Annotated in this window: 18 protein-coding genes; 13 read left to right on the forward strand and 5 right to left on the reverse strand. The window is 73.0% G+C overall.

Translation table 11 applies throughout. The features are described from left to right. The first annotated feature begins 126 nt into the window (after window positions 1-126). Complete coding sequence (gene pdxS, locus ACMXGY_RS10170) at window positions 127-1,011, forward strand: pyridoxal 5'-phosphate synthase lyase subunit PdxS (protein WP_483776839.1); 885 nt, start codon at window positions 127-129, stop codon at window positions 1,009-1,011. 31 nt (window positions 1,012-1,042) lie between these two features. Beyond that, window positions 1,043-1,609, forward strand: coding sequence for an NUDIX hydrolase (locus ACMXGY_RS10175; protein WP_483776705.1), 567 nt, complete (start codon window positions 1,043-1,045; stop codon window positions 1,607-1,609). Window positions 1,610-1,621: 12 nt separating this feature from the next. Here ACMXGY_RS10175 and ACMXGY_RS10180 read toward each other — a convergent pair whose 3' ends face one another. Next, on the reverse strand, window positions 1,622-2,287 hold the full coding sequence (locus tag ACMXGY_RS10180) for a hypothetical protein (RefSeq protein ID WP_483776706.1): 666 nt from the start codon (window positions 2,285-2,287) through the stop codon (window positions 1,622-1,624). Window positions 2,288-2,330: 43 nt separating this feature from the next. Between ACMXGY_RS10180 and pdxT the strand changes: the two genes are divergently transcribed. The 11 genes from pdxT to ACMXGY_RS10235 all read left to right on the forward strand — a co-directional run bounded on the left by pdxT (window position 2,331) and on the right by ACMXGY_RS10235 (window position 14,424). After that, window positions 2,331-2,948, forward strand: a complete 618-nt coding sequence (gene pdxT / locus ACMXGY_RS10185) for a pyridoxal 5'-phosphate synthase glutaminase subunit PdxT (RefSeq protein WP_483776707.1) — start codon at window positions 2,331-2,333, stop codon at window positions 2,946-2,948. A 6-nt stretch (window positions 2,949-2,954) separates the two neighbouring features. Continuing rightward, a complete protein-coding gene (locus ACMXGY_RS10190; RefSeq protein WP_483776708.1) occupies window positions 2,955-3,716 on the forward strand; it encodes a YebC/PmpR family DNA-binding transcriptional regulator in 762 nt (253 codons plus the stop codon). Window positions 3,717-3,929: 213 nt separating this feature from the next. Next, on the forward strand, window positions 3,930-4,502 hold the full coding sequence (gene ruvC / locus ACMXGY_RS10195) for a crossover junction endodeoxyribonuclease RuvC (RefSeq protein ID WP_483776709.1): 573 nt from the start codon (window positions 3,930-3,932) through the stop codon (window positions 4,500-4,502). A gap of 149 nt (window positions 4,503-4,651) precedes the next feature. Beyond that, window positions 4,652-5,284, forward strand: a complete 633-nt coding sequence (ruvA, locus tag ACMXGY_RS10200) for a Holliday junction branch migration protein RuvA (RefSeq protein ID WP_483776710.1) — start codon at window positions 4,652-4,654, stop codon at window positions 5,282-5,284. A gap of 2 nt (window positions 5,285-5,286) precedes the next feature. After that, a complete protein-coding gene (gene ruvB / locus ACMXGY_RS10205) occupies window positions 5,287-6,372 on the forward strand; it encodes a Holliday junction branch migration DNA helicase RuvB (protein WP_483776711.1) in 1,086 nt (361 codons plus the stop codon). A 206-nt stretch (window positions 6,373-6,578) separates the two neighbouring features. Continuing rightward, entirely contained in the window at window positions 6,579-7,022 is a 444-nt protein-coding gene (yajC, locus tag ACMXGY_RS10210) for a preprotein translocase subunit YajC (protein ID WP_483776712.1), read from the forward strand. Between the two features lie 77 nt (window positions 7,023-7,099). Further along, window positions 7,100-9,121 (forward strand): protein translocase subunit SecD, encoded by a 2,022-nt coding sequence (gene secD, locus ACMXGY_RS10215; RefSeq protein ID WP_483776713.1) that lies wholly within the window; start codon window positions 7,100-7,102, stop codon window positions 9,119-9,121. Continuing rightward, window positions 9,121-10,248 (forward strand): protein translocase subunit SecF, encoded by a 1,128-nt coding sequence (gene secF, locus ACMXGY_RS10220; protein ID WP_483776714.1) that lies wholly within the window; start codon window positions 9,121-9,123, stop codon window positions 10,246-10,248. The genes secD and secF overlap by 1 nt, the downstream gene beginning before the upstream one ends. A gap of 38 nt (window positions 10,249-10,286) precedes the next feature. Further along, window positions 10,287-10,850, forward strand: a complete 564-nt coding sequence (locus ACMXGY_RS10225) for an adenine phosphoribosyltransferase (RefSeq protein WP_483776840.1) — start codon at window positions 10,287-10,289, stop codon at window positions 10,848-10,850. Between the two features lie 68 nt (window positions 10,851-10,918). Further along, a complete protein-coding gene (locus ACMXGY_RS10230) occupies window positions 10,919-13,270 on the forward strand; it encodes a RelA/SpoT family protein (RefSeq protein ID WP_483776715.1) in 2,352 nt (783 codons plus the stop codon). A 47-nt stretch (window positions 13,271-13,317) separates the two neighbouring features. Then, the gene (locus tag ACMXGY_RS10235; protein ID WP_483776716.1) at window positions 13,318-14,424 is read left to right on the forward strand and encodes an ATP-dependent DNA ligase; all 1,107 of its coding nucleotides are present in this window, start codon (window positions 13,318-13,320) and stop codon (window positions 14,422-14,424) included. Between the two features lie 40 nt (window positions 14,425-14,464). On the opposite strand, the gene ligD is transcribed toward ACMXGY_RS10235, so the two are convergent. From ligD to ACMXGY_RS10255, 4 genes are all read right to left on the reverse strand, one after another. Further along, complete coding sequence (gene ligD, locus ACMXGY_RS10240; protein WP_483776717.1) at window positions 14,465-15,541, reverse strand: non-homologous end-joining DNA ligase; 1,077 nt, start codon at window positions 15,539-15,541, stop codon at window positions 14,465-14,467. 10 nt (window positions 15,542-15,551) lie between these two features. Next, entirely contained in the window at window positions 15,552-16,193 is a 642-nt protein-coding gene (locus tag ACMXGY_RS10245) for a hypothetical protein (RefSeq protein WP_483776718.1), read from the reverse strand. A gap of 90 nt (window positions 16,194-16,283) precedes the next feature. After that, window positions 16,284-18,101 (reverse strand): DUF349 domain-containing protein, encoded by a 1,818-nt coding sequence (locus tag ACMXGY_RS10250; RefSeq protein WP_483776719.1) that lies wholly within the window; start codon window positions 18,099-18,101, stop codon window positions 16,284-16,286. After that, a complete protein-coding gene (locus ACMXGY_RS10255; protein ID WP_483776720.1) occupies window positions 18,098-18,850 on the reverse strand; it encodes a peptidylprolyl isomerase in 753 nt (250 codons plus the stop codon). Before ACMXGY_RS10255 ends, ACMXGY_RS10250 begins: the two co-directional genes overlap by 4 nt. Window positions 18,851-18,986 lie beyond the last annotated feature (136 nt).

Here is an 18,986-nt window from a genome sequence, read left to right on the forward strand (position 1 = left end):
GACGGCGCCCGCGCGGTGAGCGCGGCGCACCCCTGACCCTGAAGGTGTGAGGTACCGGTGACCAACGTGTCCGACCAGAACGTCCCTGTCGAGAGCGCCCCGGGCGCCGCGGAGGGGGCCGCTGCCGTGGCCTCCGTCGGCACCGCGAAGGTCAAGCGCGGCATGGCCGAGATGCTCAAGGGCGGCGTCATCATGGACGTCGTCACGCCCGACCAGGCGAAGATCGCCGAGGACGCGGGCGCCGTCGCCGTCATGGCGCTCGAGCGCGTGCCCGCGGACATCCGCGCGCAGGGCGGCGTCTCGCGCATGTCCGACCCCGACATGATCGACGGCATCATCGCGGCCGTCTCGATCCCCGTCATGGCCAAGGCGCGCATCGGCCACTTCGTCGAGGCGCAGGTGCTCCAGTCGCTCGGCGTCGACTACGTCGACGAGTCCGAGGTGCTCACGCCAGCGGACTACGCCAACCACATCGACAAGTGGCAGTTCACCGTGCCGTTCGTCTGCGGGGCGACCAACCTCGGCGAGGCGCTGCGCCGCATCACCGAGGGCGCGGCCATGATCCGCTCCAAGGGCGAGGCCGGCACGGGCGACGTGTCGAACGCGACGACGCACATGCGCACGATCCGCGGCGAGATCCGCCGGCTCACCTCGCTGCCCGAGGACGAGCTGTTCGTCGCGGCCAAGGAGCTGCAGGCGCCGTACGAGCTCGTCAAGGAGGTCGCCGCGACCGGCAAGCTGCCCGTCGTGACGTTCACTGCGGGCGGCATCGCGACGCCCGCCGATGCGGCGATGATGATGCAGCTCGGCGCCGAGGGCGTGTTCGTCGGTTCCGGCATCTTCAAGTCCGGCAACCCGGCCCAGCGCGCCGCCGCGATCGTGAAGGCGACGACGTTCTACGACGACCCCGACGTGATCGCCAAGGTCTCGCGCGGGCTCGGCGAGGCCATGGTCGGCATCAACGTCGACGACATCCCGGTCCCGCACCGCCTCGCCGAGCGCGGCTGGTGACTCTCCGCGTCGTGCGCCGGCGAGCACGGGGATGACCGAGGCCGCCGACGCGCCGTCGTCCCTGGGCACCGACTGGGTGCTCGGGGACGACGGGCTGTACTTCCGGCGCGGGGCACGCGTCCTGCTGCTCGACGCCGCCGACCGCATCCTGCTGGCGCGCGGCCACGACGTCGACCAGCCCGAGCGCTCGTGGTGGTTCACGATCGGCGGGGGAGTCGACCTCGGCGAGAGCGACCGCGACGCGGCGCTGCGCGAGGTGCGCGAGGAGACGGGCATCGCGCTCGACCCGGCGACACTCGTCGGGCCCGTGTACACGCGCAGCGCGATCTTCGACTTCTACCGGCAGCACTGCCGTCAGGACGAGGTCCTGTTCCTCGCCCGCGTCACAGGGACCGACGGGCTCGTGGACGGTCTCAGCCGTGACGGCTGGACCGACGTCGAGCTCGACGTCGTGGACGAGATGCGCTGGTGGGCGCTCGACGACCTGCGCGACGTCGAGATCGAGGTCTTCCCCGAGGGGCTGCCCGACCTCGTCGCGCCGCTGCTGCGTGGCTGGGACGGCGTGACGCGGCACCTGGGCATCGCCCGCGAGACGTGAGAGCCGTGCCGGCTACGGACGCCGTGCCAGCGCGCGCCAGACGATGCCGCCGATCAGCAGACCGGCGCCGACCAGCCCGCCCCCGATCGCGACGAACCACAGCAGGATCGTGCCGCCGACGGTCGCGAAGAACTCGCCGAACCGCCAGCCGTCGGTGACGACGAACGTCGTGCCGGTGGTCGCCGAGCCCTGCGCGACGGTGACCGTGCAGGCCTGCGTCGACGGGACGGTCGCCTCCGCCACCGTGGTCGCCACGTGGGACCCCGTGCCGGAGCTGCCCGAGACCGACGGGAACCGCACGGTCGCCTCGCCGTCCGCGCACGCGACCGTGACCTCGTCGACGTCGAACCCCTCGCCACCGGCCGGCACGACCGCCCACACGCTGTACGGCTCGCCCCCGACGAGCTCGAGCTCGGCCGTGCCGGGGACGTCGCCCGAGGCGAGGGCCGCCGAGCCGGGCCCACCTGAGCCGTCGACCACGCCGGTGGGGAGGGCGCGCAGGAAGGTCGTCACGCCGAAGACCCCCGCGGTGAGGGCCAGCGCGAGCAGGACCGCGCCGACCACGATCAGGACGGTCGCCCCGCGCGTGCTGCGCGGTGGCCGCGGCGGCCGTGGTCCGGGGTACGCGGCCGGTCCCGGGTACGGCACGGACGGTCCGGGGGCAGGCGCGTAGGTCACGGCGGCGAGGGTAGCAAGGCGCGCCGACGTATCATCACCCCTCGTGACGATCACGATCGGTGTCCTCGCCCTCCAGGGCGACGTTCGCGAGCACCGCGCCGCGCTCGAGCACGCGGGCGCCCGCACCGTCGGGGTACGGCGACCCGAGGAGCTCGCCGCGGTCGACGGGCTCGTGCTCCCGGGCGGTGAGTCGACCACCATCGACAAGCTCCTGCGCATCTTCGAGCTCGACGAGCCGCTGCGCGCGCGCATCGCCGAGGGCCTGCCCATCTACGGGTCGTGCGCGGGCATGATCCTGCTCGCCGACCGGATCCTCGGCGGCACCGCCGACCAGCGCACGATCGGCGGGCTCGACGTCACCGTGCGACGCAACGCGTTCGGGCGACAGGTCGACTCGTTCGAGACCGACCTCGCGTTCGACGGCGTCCCGGCGGCACCGGTGCACGCCGTCTTCATCCGTGCCCCGTGGGTCGAGGAGGTCGGACCAGGCGTCGACGTGCTCGCCCGCATCCCGCAGCGCGAGGCGCCCGGCATCCCCGCAGCCGCCGCCGGTAGGATCGTCGCAGTCCAGCAGGGATCGCTGCTCGCCACCTCGTTCCACCCGGAGATCTCCGGGGACGCGCGCGTGCACGAGCTGTTCGTCAGAATCGCGAAGGGGTAGGAACGCATGTCAGGGCACTCCAAGTGGGCCACGACCAAGCACAAGAAGGCGGCCATCGACGCCAAGCGCGGCAAGCTCTTCGCGAAGCTCATCAAGAACATCGAGGTCGCCGCGCGCACCGGCGGAGGTGACCTCGCGGGCAACCCGACGCTGTTCGACGCCGTCCAGAAGGCCAAGAAGTCATCGGTCCCCAACGACAACATCGACCGTGCCGTCAAGCGCGGGTCGGGCGAGGGCGCCGACGCCGTCGACTACCAGACGATCATGTACGAGGGCTACGGAACCAACGGGATCGCCGTCCTCGTCGAGTGCCTCACGGACAACAAGAACCGTGCGGCCTCCGAGGTACGACTCGCGTTCAGCCGCAACGGCGGCAACCTCGCCGACCCCGGCTCCGTCTCGTACCTGTTCTCCCGCAAGGGACTCGTCGTCGTGCCCAAGGCCGGTGGCGTGACCGAGGACGACGTCATGCTCGCCGCGCTGGACGCCGGCGCCGAGGAGGTCAGCGACGAGGGCGATGTCATCGAGGTGCTGTGCGAGGCCACCGACCTCGTCGCCGTGCGCACCGCGATCCAGGAGGCGGGCATCGAGTACGACTCCGCCGACTCGATCTGGCACCCGTCGATGGAGGTCGAGGTCGACGCCGACGGCGCGCGCAAGATCCTGCGCCTCATCGACGCGCTCGAGGACAGCGACGACGTGCAGAACGTCTACGCGAACTTCTCCGCGTCGGACGAGGTCATGGCGGAGCTCGAGAACGACGACTGATCCTCGTTGGTCCGGGCTGACCTGCAGGGGTGCGGACGCGGGTCGGCCGGGAGGTCGGTGCGCGGTCCACCATCCGCGCCGCTCGTTCCTCGCGGCGCTCCCGCCGGGCCCGTCCACGACCGCGCACCGACCTCCCGGCCGTCCCGCTGGCGAGTCCGTCGCCGGTCCGCGTGGCGCGACGGGTCGCTGTCGTTCACGTGAAAGGGTCGGGGCGTGCGCGTTCTCGGAGTGGATCCTGGGCTGACCCGGTGCGGGGTCGGGGTGGTGGACTCCCGGCCCGGGCGCCGGGCCGAGATGGTCGCCGTCGGCGTGCTGCGCTCGGACCCCGAGCTCAGCGTCGACCTGCGGCTGCTGCGGATCGCGGACCGGCTGGACGCGTGGCTCGACGAGCACGTGCCCGACGTCGTGGCCGTGGAGCGCGTGTTCGCGCAGCACAACGTCGGGACGGTCATGGGCACCGCGCAGGTGGCGGGGCTCGCGATGCTCGCCGCCGCGCGACGCGGTGTCCCCGTGGCGCTGCACACGCCGTCCGAGGTGAAGGCCGCGGTGACCGGCAGCGGTCGCGCGGGCAAGGAGCAGGTGCAGCGCATGGTGGCCGGGATCCTCGGGCTCGCCGAGCTGCCCAGGCCGGCCGACGCCGCGGACGCCCTCGCGCTCGCGATCTGCCACCTCTGGCGGCCCGCCGGGGCGCTGCAGGGCGGGGAGCGTCACGAGCTCACCCCTGCCCAGCGGGCGTGGGCCGCAGCCGAGCGGGCGTCCCGGACGAAGCCTCGCGCCGCGCGGTGAGGCGACGTGAGAGGTCGGCCGTGTCGGGTCGTCGCGGCGTCGGTCGCGCTTGCTAGAGTGGCGCCGGTCGTACGGGTGTTCGACGCCCCGTCCCGCGCCAGAATCCTGACCTGAACCCGGCTCGTCGAGCCGGACCGAGAGGAGCCCCGGTGATCGCGTCCCTCGCGGGAGTCGTGGCGAGCGTCCGGCTCGACCGCGCCGTGCTCGAGGTCGGGGGAGTGGGATACCTCGTCCACGCGACACCGGCCACGCTCTCCGCGCTGCGGGTCGGCGAGGCCGCGCGCCTCGCGACGAGCCTCGTCGTCCGGGAGGACTCCTTCACGCTCTTCGGGTTCGCCGACGACGACGAACGGTCGGTCTTCGAGACCGTCCAGACCGTCAGCGGCGTGGGTCCGCGGCTCGCGCTCGCGATGCTCGCGGTGCACACTCCCGACGCGCTGCGGCGCGCCGTGGCCGGCGGGGACATCGCGGCCCTCGTCCGGGTCCCGGGCATCGGCACCAAGGGGGCGCACCGCATCGCCCTCGAGCTCGGCGACAAGCTCGGACCCCCCACGGACGGCGACGCGCCGGGCGCCACGTCCGGAACGGTCGCCGCGCGCGCGGTCGACGACCGCCGCGACCAGGTGGTCGAGGCGCTCGTCGGGCTGGGCTGGAACCTCAAGGCCGCGGACGACGCGGTGTCGACCGTGCTCGCCGAGGCGGGAGTCGACGTCGTCGAGGCCACCGACGTGGCGGGGGCGCTGCGCGCGGCCCTGCGCGTCCTCGGCGGACCGCGGGGCTGACCATGGCGAACTTCGACAGGGTAGGAGTCGGCGCCGCCGACTTCGACGGGGACGGCGGGTCGTTCTCCTCCGAGCGCATCGTCGCCGCGGGCGCCGACGACCTCGAGCGCGCCGCCGAGGCCGCGCTGCGCCCGCGACGGCTCGAGGAGTTCGTGGGGCAGGCCGTCGTACGCGACCAGCTCTCGCTCGTCCTGCAGGCGGCGCTCGCCCGGGGCAGCTCGCCCGACCACGTCCTGCTCTCGGGCCCGCCCGGACTGGGCAAGACCACGCTCGCGATGATCATCGCCGCGGAGCTCGGTGCGTCGCTGCGCGTCACGTCCGGTCCGGCGATCCAGCACGCCGGTGACCTCGCGGCCGTGCTCTCCTCGCTCGAGGAGGGCGAGGTGCTCTTCATCGACGAGATCCACCGGCTGGCACGGCCGGCCGAGGAGCTCCTCTACATGGCGATGGAGGACTTCCGCGTCGACGTCGTCGTCGGCAAGGGTGCGGGCGCGAGCGCGATCCCGCTGAGCCTGCCGCCCTTCACGGCGGTCGGTGCGACCACGCGCGCCGGGCTGCTGCCCGCGCCGCTGCGCGACCGCTTCGGGTTCACCGGCCACCTCGACTTCTACTCCAGCGAGGAGCTCGAGCGGGTCCTCGCACGGTCCGCCGGGCTCCTCGGCGTCTCGCTCGACGCCGACGCCGCGCAGGAGATCGCCGGGCGGTCGCGCGGCACACCGCGCATCGCGAACCGGCTCCTGCGCCGGGTGCGCGACTGGGCGCAGGTCCGCGGGGACGGGGCGATGGACCTGCGCGCCGCCCGCGCCGCCCTCGAGGTCTACGAGGTGGACCCGATCGGCCTCGACCGGTTGGACCGCGCCGTCCTCACGGCGCTGTGCACCCGGTTCAACGGCGGACCCGTCGGGCTCGCCACGCTCGCCGTCACGGTCGGCGAGGAGGCCGAGACGGTGGAGACCGTCGCGGAGCCGTACCTGGTGCGCGAGGGGCTCATCGGCCGGACGCCCCGGGGGCGGGTCGCCACCCCTGCGGCCTGGGCGCACCTCGGTCTCACCCCGCCGCGCGACGGCGGGACCCTGTTCGACACCTGACCGCGGTCCGCGCGGCCCCGGGCCCTCGACGGCCCCGGAGGCCCCGGTCCTCGTGACGCCGGTCACAGGGGTCCGGCCCGAGGCACTAGGATGGTCGGGATCCGACCGGGCGGAACTCCGCGACGAGACGGCTCGTTGGTGATCAGTGCGCGCACACCTAGACTGCGCGCAGATCCCGCACAGAACAGGACACGTGAGACCCCGTCATGGATATCAGCTTCATCCTCATCCTCGCCCTCGCGGCGGGTGCGATGTTCCTCATGACCAGCCGCACCCGCAAGCAGCAGCGCGAGGCCCAGAACTTCCGGGCGAACCTGGCCCCCGGGCAGGAGGTGATGACGGGCTCCGGCATGTTCGGCACCATCGTCGAGGTCGACGAGGAGGCGGACGTGATCGTCATCGAGTCCACGCCGGGCAACCAGTCGCGCTGGCTGCGCGCCGCGATCGCCAAGCTCGTCGAGCCGCCGGTCGAGGCCGAGGAGGAGCTGGCCGACGTCGAGACGTCGGACTCCGTCTACGGCAGCGCCGCGAGCGACACCACGGGTCCGGCGAAGGACGGCGACGACCTCGTCGTCCCCGACGACCTGTCCGGCCTCACCGACGAGCGACCGGAGCGCGACCGCCGCGACGACGGCTCCGAGAGCAAGTGACCGTGCGCCGGTCGCGTCGAGCGACCGGCGCCTGACCTGGTCGGCCGCTCGGCCGACCGCACGAGAAAGACAGACAGTTGGCCAACTCCAGCACGCGCCGTTCCAGGCCCGTCCGGACGATCGTCCTGTTCCTGATCCTGTTCATCGTCGTCCCGTTCGGTGCGCTCGTGGCAGGAACCCAGCTCGACGGCAAGTCCACGGACAACCCCGGCGGCGCCTCGTTCGCCCCCGCGCTCGCGCTCGACCTCGAGGGCGGGACGCAGATCGTCCTCAAGCCCGTGACGGAGGACGACTCCGAGGTCACGCCCGAGACGATCAGCCAGGCGATCAACGTCATCCGCCAGCGCATCGACTCCTCCGGCGTCTCCGAGGCCGAGATCACGAGCCAGGGACGCAGCAACATCGTCGTCGGCATCCCGGGCCAGCCCTCGCAGGAGACGATCGACCTCGTCAGCACGTCCGCGCAGATGCGGTTCCGGCCGGTGCTCTCCGTGGGAGCCCCGACGGCCACCGTCACCGAGGACGAGGCGGCGACCGAGGACGGCGCTGCTCAGGAGCCGTCGGCCGAGGACGCTCCCGAGGCGACGGAGTCGGCGGAGGCCCCCACGGACACGGCGACGGAGCCGGCCGGCGAGGGCGCGGACACCGCGACCGAGGCCCCGGCCGACGACGCGACGACGGGCACCGAGGACGAGGCGGCCACCCGCCCGGAGAACCCGAGCGACCTGACGCAGATCACGCCTGAGCTGCAGGCGCAGTTCGACGCGCTCGACTGCACGCTGCCGGAGAACCAGGTCGGCGGCGACAGCGGGCCCACGGACTCGGCCTTCGTCTCGTGCGCCGACGACGGCTCGGCCAAGTACATCCTCGGCCCGGTCGAGATCGAGGGGACCGACATCGCGAACGCGAACTCGGGCCTGCGTGTCGGCCCGAGCGGTGCGGTCACGAACGTCTGGGTCGTCAACATCGAGTTCGACTCCGAGGGCACGACCGAGTTCCGCGAGGTCACGACGCGTCTCACGTCGCTGCCGGCACCGCAGAACCAGTTCGCGATGGTGCTCGACGGGCTCGTCATCTCGGCGCCCGTGTCGCAGGTCGTCATCCCCGACGGCAAGGCCGAGATCTCGGGCAGCTTCGACCGCGAGAGCGCGGCGACGCTCGCCAACCAGCTCAACTTCGGTGCGCTGCCCCTGACGTTCGAGGTGCAGAGCCAGGAGCAGATCTCCGCGACCCTCGGCAGCGAGCAGCTCCAGAAGGGGCTCATCGCCGGCGTCATCGGCCTGCTGCTCGTGTTCGTCTACTCGCTCTTCCAGTACCGGACGCTCGGCTTCCTCACGATCGCCTCGCTCCTGGTCGCCGGCGTCATCACGTACGTCGCGATCGTGCTGCTCTCGTGGGGCATCGGCTACCGGCTGTCCCTCGCGGGCGTCGCCGGTCTGATCGTGGCCATCGGTTTCACCGCCGACTCGTTCATCGTGTACTTCGAACGCATCAGGGACGAGCTCCGCGACGGCCGCACGCTCCAGCAGGCGGTCGCCAAGGGCTGGCTGCGCGCGCGGCGCACGATCCTCGCGGCCAAGGCCGTGAACCTGCTCTCCGCGATCGTCCTGTACTTCCTGGCGGTCGGCGGCGTGCAGGGCTTCGCCGTGACGCTCGGTCTGACGACGATCATCGACGTCGCCGTCGTCTTCTGGTTCACGCACCCGGTGATGGAGCTCCTCGCGCGCGTGCCGTTCTTCCGCGACGGCCACAAGTGGTCCGGCCTGTCGCCCGACCGGCTCCAGACCCGCGGACCGCGCTACGTCGGTGCCGGACGCGTGGTCACGGGGACGTCCGGTGCGTCGCGCGACGCACAGGACGCGCCCGTGGACGAGCCGGTCCCGGCGACGTCCCCGGAGTCCGAGGACGAGCTCGTCCTCGCCGGATCCCGCTCGAGACCGCCGGCGACGACGGACGACGGCCGTCGACTGACGATCGCCGAGCGACGCGCCGCCGAGCGGCGTGCCGCCGACCAGCCGACCGGCTCCGACGCGTCGCAGGAGCCCGAGCCGGCCGAGGGACGCTCCGCGACCCCCGGTGAGAACGAGGAGAACCGCTGATGGCCGGCCCGAGCTTTGCCCAGTGGGGCAACGACCTCTACACGGGACGCAGGTCGTACCCGATCGTCCAGCGGCGCAAGCGCTGGTTCACAGTGGCGGGGATCCTCAGCCTGCTGTCCGTCCTCGTGCTCGTGATCCAGGGCCTCAATCTCGGCATCGACTTCCGCGGCGGCTCGGAGTTCACCGTCTCCGGTGTGACGACGAAGCAGCAGGACCTCGCGGTCGACGCGGTCCACTCGATCGCGCCCGAGAGCGAGCCGCGCGTCTCGAGCGTCGGCGAGAGCGCCTTGCGGGTGCAGACCGCCGAGCTCGAGGACGAGAACCAGGTCGACCAGGTGGCGGCCGCGCTCGCCGACGCGTACGGCGTCGACGTCGCCGACGTCACCAGCAACTTCGTCGGGCCCACGTGGGGCAGCGACGTCTCGTCGCGCGCCCTGTGGGGTGTCGTCGTGTTCATCGGCCTCGTCGCCGTGTTCATGGCGATCTACTTCCGCGCGTGGCGCATGTCGCTCGCCGCGATCATCGCGCTGCTGGCCGACCTGCTCATCTCGGCGGGGGTCTACGCCGCGGTCGGCTGGGAGGTCACGCCGTCGACGATCATCGGCTTCCTCACGATCCTCGGGTACTCGCTGTACGACAAGGTCGTGGTGTTCGACAAGGTGCGTGAGAACACCGCGGGGGTGCTCGACCAGACCCGCAGCACGTACGCGGAGCGCGCGAACCTCGGTGTCAACCAGACGTTCGTCCGCTCGATCAACACCGGCGTCGTCGCGCTCCTCCCGGTGGCCGGCATCCTCTTCATCGGCGCGTTCGCGCTCGGTGCGGGGACGCTGCGGGACATCTCCCTGTCGCTGTTCGTGGGTATCGCGGTCGGCACGGCGTCCTCGATCTACCTCGCCACGCCGCTCGAGGTGTGGCTGCGCGAGAAGGAGCCGGCGATCGCCGAGCACACGCGCAAGGTCGAGGCGCTGCGTGCCGAGCGTCTCGCCGCGGCCTCGACCGGCGACGGTGACGACGCGGCGGACGACGCCCAGCTCGCCGCGGCGGGTGTCGCAGCGGGCCACCGTCAGCTGCAGCCCGGCGCGCACCAGGGCAACAAGGCGCAGCCGCGCCGTCGTCGTCCGTGAGCGACTCTCACCACGGCTCGGGCGGCGAGGTCGACGGCCTGCGGGCGGTCGGCCTCGCCGCTCTCGGCCCGCAGCGCGCGGCCCGGGTGCTCGAGCTCGTGCGCGCAGTGCCCGACTATCCCGGTCCCGGCATCACGTTCCGCGACATCACGGGCCTCCTTGCCGACGGCGACGCCTTCGGCCACGTCGTCGAGGCGCTCGGGGCGGTCGCGCATGCCGCGGGCGGCGTCGACCTCGTCGCGGGCATGGAGGCGCGGGGGTTCCTCCTCGGTGCCCCGCTCGCGACGCACCTCGGCGTCGGGTTCGTGCCCCTGCGCAAGGCGGGCAAGCTCCCGCCCCCGACCGACGCGGTCACCTACGACCTGGAGTACGGCACGGCGACCATCGAGCTGCGCACGGGAACACTTCCCCCGGGTGCGCGTGTTCTCGTGGTGGACGACGTGCTCGCCACCGGCGGAACGGCGGCGGCCGGAGCCGAGCTCGTGGAGCGCGGCGGCGGTGTCGTGGTGGGGCTCGCGTTCCTCATGGAGCTCGACGGCCTCGGCGGCCGCGGACGGCTCGCGGGTCGCGACGTGACCACCCTGGTGCACGTCGGGTCGTAGGATTGCCTCTCCGGTCGCTCGTCGTCCGGTGGTCGACGACGGTCGGCGGCACGTGGAAGGAGGCGCGCATGAGCGAGAACACGCGGACGTCGCGCGCGCCGGGGAACCAGGTGCCGGGCGGGCAGCCCGCCTCAGGGCAGGGTGGCTCCGGGAGCCGGGGAGTGCGGTCACGCCTGGTCAGGTTCGGCGCGCGGCCCAACGCCGGGAGCCCGGCGCTCGAGCCCGTGCTCCAGGCGGTGCGGACGAACCACCCGCGGACCGACCTCTCCGCCCTCGAGCGGGCGTACGAGACGGCCGAGCGTGCCCATCGCGGCCAGCTCCGCAAGAGCGGCGACCCCTACATCACGCACCCCGTCGCGGTCGCGACGATCCTCGCGGAGCTCGGGTTCGACGGGGCGACCCTCGCGGCGGCACTCCTGCACGACACGGTCGAGGACACGGAGTACTCGCTCGACCAGCTGCGCGAGGAGTACGGCGACGAGATCGCGATGCTCGTCGACGGCGTGACGAAGCTCGACAAGGTGACCTACGGCGACGCGGCGCAGGCCGAGACCGTGCGCAAGATGGTCGTGGCCATGGCGCGGGACATCCGCGTGCTCGTCATCAAGCTCGCCGACCGGCTGCACAACGCCCGCACCTGGAAGTACGTGTCGTCGTCGTCGGCCGGGCGCAAGGCGCGCGAGACGCTCGAGATCTACGCCCCGCTCGCGCACCGGCTGGGCATGAACACCATCAAGTGGGAGCTCGAGGACCTGTCGTTCCAGGCCCTGTACCCCAAGGTGTACGACGAGATCGTGCACCTGGTGGCCGAGCGGGCGCCCGCGCGCGAGGAGTACCTCGCCGTCGTGCGCGAGCAGGTGACGGCGGACCTGCGCAGCGCGAAGATCAAGGCGACGGTGACGGGCCGCCCCAAGCACTACTACTCGATCTACCAGAAGATGATCGTCCGCGGCCACGACTTCGCGGAGATCTACGACCTGGTCGGCACGCGTGTCCTCGTGGACACCGTCCGGGACTGCTACGCGGCGCTCGGCGCGCTGCACGCGCGGTGGAACCCCGTCCCGGGGCGGTTCAAGGACTACATCGCGATGCCGAAGTTCAACATGTACCAGTCGCTGCACACGACGGTCATCGGCCCGGGCGGCAAGCCCGTCGAGATCCAGATCCGCACGCACGAGATGCACCGGCGCGCGGAGTACGGCGTCGCGGCGCACTGGAAGTACAAGGAGACCGCGAAGTCCGCCGCGAAGTCGGACAAGAGCGACACCACGAGCAACGACATGACGTGGCTGCGCCAGCTCGTCGACTGGCAGCGCGAGACGGCAGACCCGGCGGAGTTCCTCGACTCGCTCCGCTTCGAGATCGGCGGCGCCGAGGTCTACGTCTTCACGCCCAAGGGTGACGTCATGGCGCTGCCCGCCGGGTCGACGCCGGTCGACTTCGCCTACGCGGTGCACACCGAGGTCGGGCACCGCACGATGGGCGCGCGCGTGAACGGCCGCCTCGTGCCGCTGGACTCGACGCTCGAGAACGGCGACGCCGTCGACGTCCTCACCTCGAAGTCCGAGAACGCGGGGCCGAGCCGCGACTGGCTCGCGTTCGTCAAGAGCCCGCGTGCGCGGAACAAGATCCGCCAGTGGTTCTCCAAGGAGCGCCGCGAGGAGGCCGTCGAGCACGGCAAGGACGCGATCGCCAAGGCGATGCGCAAGCAGAACCTGCCCATCCAGCGCCTGCTGTCCCACGAGTCGCTCGTCGCGCTCGCGAACGAGCTGCGCTTCGCGGACGTCACCGCGCTGTACGCCGCGATCGGCGAGGGCCAGGTCTCGGCGGCGAACGTCGTCTCGAAGCTCGTGCAGGCGATGGGGGGCGAGGAGGGCACGGTCGAGGACGTCGCGGAGACGGCACGGCCGGGTCACACCGCGCGCCGCGTGCGCACGGGCGACCCGGGCGTCATGGTCAAGGGTGTCGACGACATCTGGGTCAAGCTCGCCAAGTGCTGCACGCCCGTACCCGGCGACGAGATCATCGGCTTCATCACGCGTGGCCAGGGCGTGAGCGTGCACCGGGCCGACTGCGGCAACGTCGTCGGGCTGCGCAACCAGCCCGAGCGGATCGTCGACGTGTCGTGGACGACGGGCAGCAACGCGATGTTCCTCGTGCAGATCCAGGTCGAGGCGCTCGACCGTTCGCGGCTGCTCTCCGACGTCACCCGTGTCCTGTCGGACAACCACGTGAACATCCTCTCGGCGACCGTCTCGACGTCGAACGACCGCGTCGCGATGTCGCGGTTCGTGTTCGAGATGGCCGAGCCGGGCCACCTCGCGCAGGTGCTCAGCGCCGTGCGCAAGGTCGACGGCGTGTTCGACGTCTACCGCATCACCGGGTCGAAGGCCGCCGAGGCGCCGCAGCTCCCGGTCTGACGGCAGGTCGGCGCGCAGCGGGGCTGCGCCGGTGGCAGCATCGGCACATGGACCTGCCCGTCTCGCCGCCCGTCCTGCCCATGCTCGCGAAGTCGGTCCCCGACGTCCCGGAGCCCGACGCGACGCCCGGCGGGTACGTGTACGAGCCGAAGTGGGACGGCTTCCGCACCATCGTCTACCGCGACGGCGACGAGGTGCGTCTCGACTCGCGCAACGCGCGACCGATGGAGCGCTACTTCCCCGAGGTCGTCGAGGCCGTGCGGGCGGCGCTCCCGCCGCGCTGCGTGGTCGACGGCGAGATCGTCGTCGCGCAGGGCGGCCGGCTCGAGTTCGAGGTGCTGCAGCAGCGCATCCACCCGGCCGCGTCGCGCGTGCGGCTCCTCGCGGAGCAGACTCCCGCGAGCCTCGTCGTGTTCGACGTCCTGGCGCTCGGCGACGAGGACCTCACGGGACAGCCCCTCGAGCGCCGTCAGGAGGCCCTCGACTCGCTCGGGCTCGACGGGCCGAGCGTGCACGCGACCCCCCGTACCCGTGACGTCGCCGTCGCGCGGGACTGGTTCGAGACGTTCGAGGGGGCCGGTCTCGACGGGGTCGTCGCGAAGCCGCTCGACGGGACCTACCAGCCGAACAAGCGCGCGATGCTGAAGATCAAGCACGGGCGCGAGGCCGACGTCGTGCTCGCGGGCTACCGGCTGCACAAGACGTCGACGCCCGCGAAGCCGCTCCTCGGCTCGCTCCTCCTCGGACTGTACGACGACGCGGCGCAGCTCCAGTTCGTGGGCGTCGCCGCGTCGTTCCCCGCCGCACGGCGTGCCGCTCTCGTGACCGAGCTCGCCCCCCTCGTCGTGGAGCCCGGCACACCCGCCGCGGACGAGCACCCGTGGTCGGGGTGGGAGAACCCGGCCGGCGAACGGATGCCCGGCGCGGTCTCCCGCTGGAGCACCGGGAAGGACCTGTCGTTCACGCCGCTGCGGCCCGAGCGGGTGCTCGAGGTCGCGTACGACCACATGGAGGGCACGCGTTTCCGGCACACCGCGCAGTTCCGGCGCTGGCGCGAGGACCGCGACCCGGGGTCGTGCACGTACGAGCAGCTGGAAGAGCCGGTGCGGTACGACCTCACGGGCATCCTCCCCGGTGCGCCCGGGGTGGGCTGAGTCCAGGCGGGCACTCCTGGCGAGCGCGGCTCCTCGCGGGCTAGTCGCGCGAGCGGTCCTTGTCCTTGCTGGGCTGCACGCGTTTCGGTTCGCCCGGCATCTTCGGGTACTCCGGCGGGTAGGGCAGGTCGCCCAGGCCGTGCTCGGCCTCGTCCCGCCTCGACAGCTCGAGGGCGGGTTCCAGCGAGGCCCCGGGGTCGGCACGGTCCGCGCGCAGCGGCGCGAAGAGGTCGCCGACCTCGGCGAACCGTCCCGGCATGGACAGGACGTCGAAGTCGTCGGGGTGGACGTCGCCGAGCTCGTCCCAGCGCAGCGGAGCGGAGACGGTGGCCCGCTGGTTGGAGCGGATCGAGTACGCGGACGCGATGGTGCGGTCGCGCGCCATCTGGTTGTAGTCCACGAAGATCTTCGCGCCGCGCTCCTCCTTCCACCACTTCGTCGTGACCTGCTCGGGCAGGCGGCGCTCGAGCTCGCGGCCGATCGCGATCGTGGCACGGCGGGCGGCCACGAAGTCCCACTCGGGGGAGATCGGCACGAAGACGTGGATCCCGCGCCCGCCCGACGTCTTCGGGTACCCCGGCAGCCCGAGCTCGTCGAGCACCTCGCGCAGCTGTGGTGCGACCCGGACGGCGTCGTCGAAGTCGGTGCCCGGCTGGGGGTCGAGGTCGATGCGCAGCTGGTCCACTGCCTCGACGTCCTCCCCGCGCACCGGCCACGGGTGGAACGTCAGCGTCCCGAGGTTCGCGGCCCACGCGACGACGGCCAGCTCGCTGGGGCACACCTCGTCGGCGGTGCGGCCGCTGGGGAACGCGATGCGCGCGGTGCGCACGTAGTCGGGCGCGCCCTTGGGGATGCGCTTCTGGTAGAAGGCGTCGCCGCTGTTGTCGGTGCGCGTGCTCATGCGCGCACCCTCGAAGACGCCCTTGGGCCACCGCTCGAGCGTGGTCGGCCGGTCGACGAGCGCACCGAGGATCCCGTCCCCGACGCTCAGGAAGTACTGCACGACGTCGAGCTTCGTCAGCCCTCGTGCGGGAAAGACGACACGGTCCGGGCTGGTGACCCGGACGGTGCGGCCCTCCACCTCGAGCTCCACCGGCGGTGTCGTCGCTGCGGCCATGCGGTCCAACCTAGACCGGCTCGCGGTCCGCGGCGAGCAGGAGCCCGAAGGTCTGCCGGGCGGCGTCGCGACCCGGCCAGCGGTACCGCAGCTCCAGGGACCGGGCGGCGGCCGCCACGTCGAGCGCGCCCACGTCCCGGAGCCGGCGCAGGGTCTCGAGCGCCTCCGCGCGTGGGCGGCGGGTCGCGACGTCGAGCGCGGTCCGCGTCACGCTCGTGACGAGCACCCCGGCGACGAGCTGGGTCTCGTCCCGCAGCACGTGCGCCTGGCGCGGTGCGCGGCCGACGAGCGGGGCCGGACGGTGCCGCCCTGGCGCGAAGACGATGTCGAGGAGGCGAGGGCGAGCCGAGCCGCACAGGATCCAGGCGGCCGCCGCCCCGGCGACGACGGTCTGCACCGGCACCAGGTCGCGTACCGCCAGCGCACGGAGCGTCGGGGTGACCGGCACGCGGGCGGGCGCCCCGACGTCGTCCCAGAGCCGGACCAGCGCGCCACGACGCACGAGGTCCTGGAACGCCGCCGGCCCGCCGACCTCGGCGGGTCGGACGAGGAGACCAGGTTCCGGGTCGAGAGGCGGCACCAGGTACCCCGGCGTCGACCGCGCGTCGAGGTGGTGCGCAGGAGCGGGCAGGGAGCGGAGGGCGGGGCACATCCCGACACCGTGCCGTACGACGCGCCCACGCGAAAGGGGCCGACGCCCGTCTGTGGACGAGCGTCGGCCCCTTCGCTGCTCCGGTGGCTGTCAGCCGCGCGAGTCCTCCGCGGCGCGCACGACCTGCTCGAGCCACGCCCGGCGGGCCGCGAGGGAGCTCTCGAGGTCCGCGACGGCTCGCTTGTCGCCCTTCGCCTGGGCCGCGGCGAGCTCCGCCTCGAGCGCCTCGATCGCCGACTCGAGCTGGGCCGCGGCACCCTCGGCGCGTGCCCGCGTCTCGGGGTTGGTGCGCGTCCACTGCGCCTGGTCCGCGTCGCGGATCGCGTTCTCGACGGCCCGCAGACGCCCCTCGACCCGCTGCAGGTCGCCGCGCGGCACGCGCCCGGCCTCCTCCCAGCGTTCCTGGAGGTCACGCAGCGCGGCCTTGGCCGCCCCGAGGTCCTTGACCGGAAGCAGCGCCTCGGCCTCGGTGAGCAGCGCCTCCTTGACCTCGAGGTTCGCCGCGTACTCCGCGTCGGTCGCCGAGCTCGCCGCGTCGCGCGCCTGGAAGAACGTGTCCTGCGCGGCGCGGAACCGAGCCCACAGCGCATCGTCGTCCTTGCGGCTCGCACGGCCGGCCGCCTTCCACCGGGCCATGAGATCGCGGTAGGCCCCCGCGGTCGGGCCCCAGTCGGTGCTGGAGGAGAGCGCCTCGGCCTCGGCGACGAGCTTCTGCTTCGCTTCCTTCGCGGCGCTGTTGCGCTGCTCGAGCTCCGCGAAGTAGTGCCGGCGCTCACGGTCGAACGCGGTGCGCGCGTGGCTGAAGCGCTTCCACAGCGCCTCCTCGCTCGTGCGGTCGATGCGCGGACCCGAGCGCTGCGCCTCCTTCCAGCGGTCGAGGAGGCTGCGCAGCTCCTCGCCGGCGGGGCGCCACTGCATGCGGCTCGGGTCGGTCGCCGCGATCCGCTCGGCCGCCTCGATGATCTCGGTCCGCGCGGCGAGCGCGCTCGCCTTGGCTGCGGCGCGCTCCGCCTCGAGCTGGGACCGTCGCTCCGCGGCGACCGTCCGCAGCGCCTCGACCTGGGCACGCAGGGTGTCGAGGTCGCCGACGGCGGACGGCTCGGCCGTCTCCTCGGCGAGGCGCGCCAGCGTCTGGTCGATCTCCTTGACGGACAGGTCCGTCCCGGAGAGCCGCGCCTCGAAGAGCGCGACCTTCGCCTGGAGGTCGAGGTAGCGGCGGACGTAGAGCGTGAGCGCCTCGTCGGTCTCGACGCCGGGGAACTGCCCCACCGCGCGCTCTCCGGCGCTCTCGCGGACGTAGACCGTGCCGTCCTCGTCGACGCGCCCGAACTCGGCCGCGGCCTTGGCCGCCGCGGAGTCGTCGGCGAGCGCGGGGACGGCCGGGACGACCGGTGCCTCGGCGGCAGCCGGCGCAGCGGTCGGCGTGACCGCTGCGGGCTTGCGGGGCGGGTGCGGGATCGCCGACGGCTTCGGGCGCGGGCCGGGTCGCGGTGCCGGGCCCGGTGAGGGAGCCGCCTCGGCCTCCGGTGCGGTCGGCGGGGCCTCCGGTGCGGTCGGCTCGGCCTCGGGCTCGGCCTCCGGTGCGGTCGGCTCGGGCTCTGCCTCGGCGGTCGCGTCTGCCTCTGCCTCCGGAGCGGCCTCGCTGGTCGGCTTGAGCTCCGCCGCCGCGTCTGCCGCCGGTGGCGTCTCGGTGACGGCCTCGACCTCGCGGGCGGTGTCGCCCTCGTCCTTCGTCGCGGCAGGTGCGTCGTCGGGCGCGGCGGTGGCCGGCTCGGGTGCGCTCTCGTCGGAGGACGGAGCGTCGGTCGTCGCCGGCTCCACCTCGGTCGCCTCGACCCGTTCGGTCTCGCCCGCTCCCACGGGCTCCGCTGCCGGCGTGCTCGCCTGGTTCTCGGCGGATTCGCTCACTGGGTCTCAACTCCTTCGATGGTGACCGGGGTGGCGGGGGATCCGTCGCCGGACCCGTCCGCGGTTCCCGCGTCAGCGACTGCCTGGACGACGTCCAGGCCGGACGTGATGGTGCCGAACACCGTGTAACCACCCGCCACGTCGGACGGGATGGTCGAGTCCTCGTACACGAGGAAGAACTGGGAGCCCATCGACTCGGCGTTCCCGCCCTGGCGCGCCATGGCGACGGTTCCCGCCGGGTAGACGTCGTCGGCCGGGGCGTTCTCGATCGGGCCGAAGCTGTACCCGGGGCCGCCGGTCCCGGTCCCCGTCGGGTCGCCGCACTGGAGCACGTGGATGCCCTCGGTCGTGAGGCGGTGGCAGTCGGTGTCGTCGAAGTACCCGGACTCGGCGAGGGAGAGGAAGCTGGCGACCGCCTGCGGTGCGGCGGCCCCGTCGAGGGTGAGCGTGACGTCGCCGGCGCTCGTGCTGAGCGTCGTGGTCCAGTCCCGGCCCTCCGCGGCGGACGCGGGCGGAAGCGTGTGCTCGCCCGGCTCCGCGCTCGAGCCGGGGTCGCCACCCGGGTCGGTGCCCGGGTCCTGCGCGGCGGACAGTGCCCACCACACGGCGACGCCGATGACGACGAGGGCCAGGACGACGCCGACGATCGACCACCTGCGCTGGCGCTTCGCGCGGAGCTGGGCCACGTGACGCTCCCACTTCTCCTCGCGGCGGCGCGCCTTCGCCCGCTCCTGACTCTTCGTCGACACCCCAGCTCCTTCGTCGAGCGCCGCGACGGCGCGCACGGTCGACCCCGGTGCGGCCGCGGTCGGTACGGCACAGTCTAGGCATCGAGAGCCCAGGCGACGGGTGGTTTCTCGCCGGGCAGGTCACGGTCCGGTATCG

This window comes from Cellulosimicrobium sp. G4 BAM 1002 (assembly GCF_057126935.1).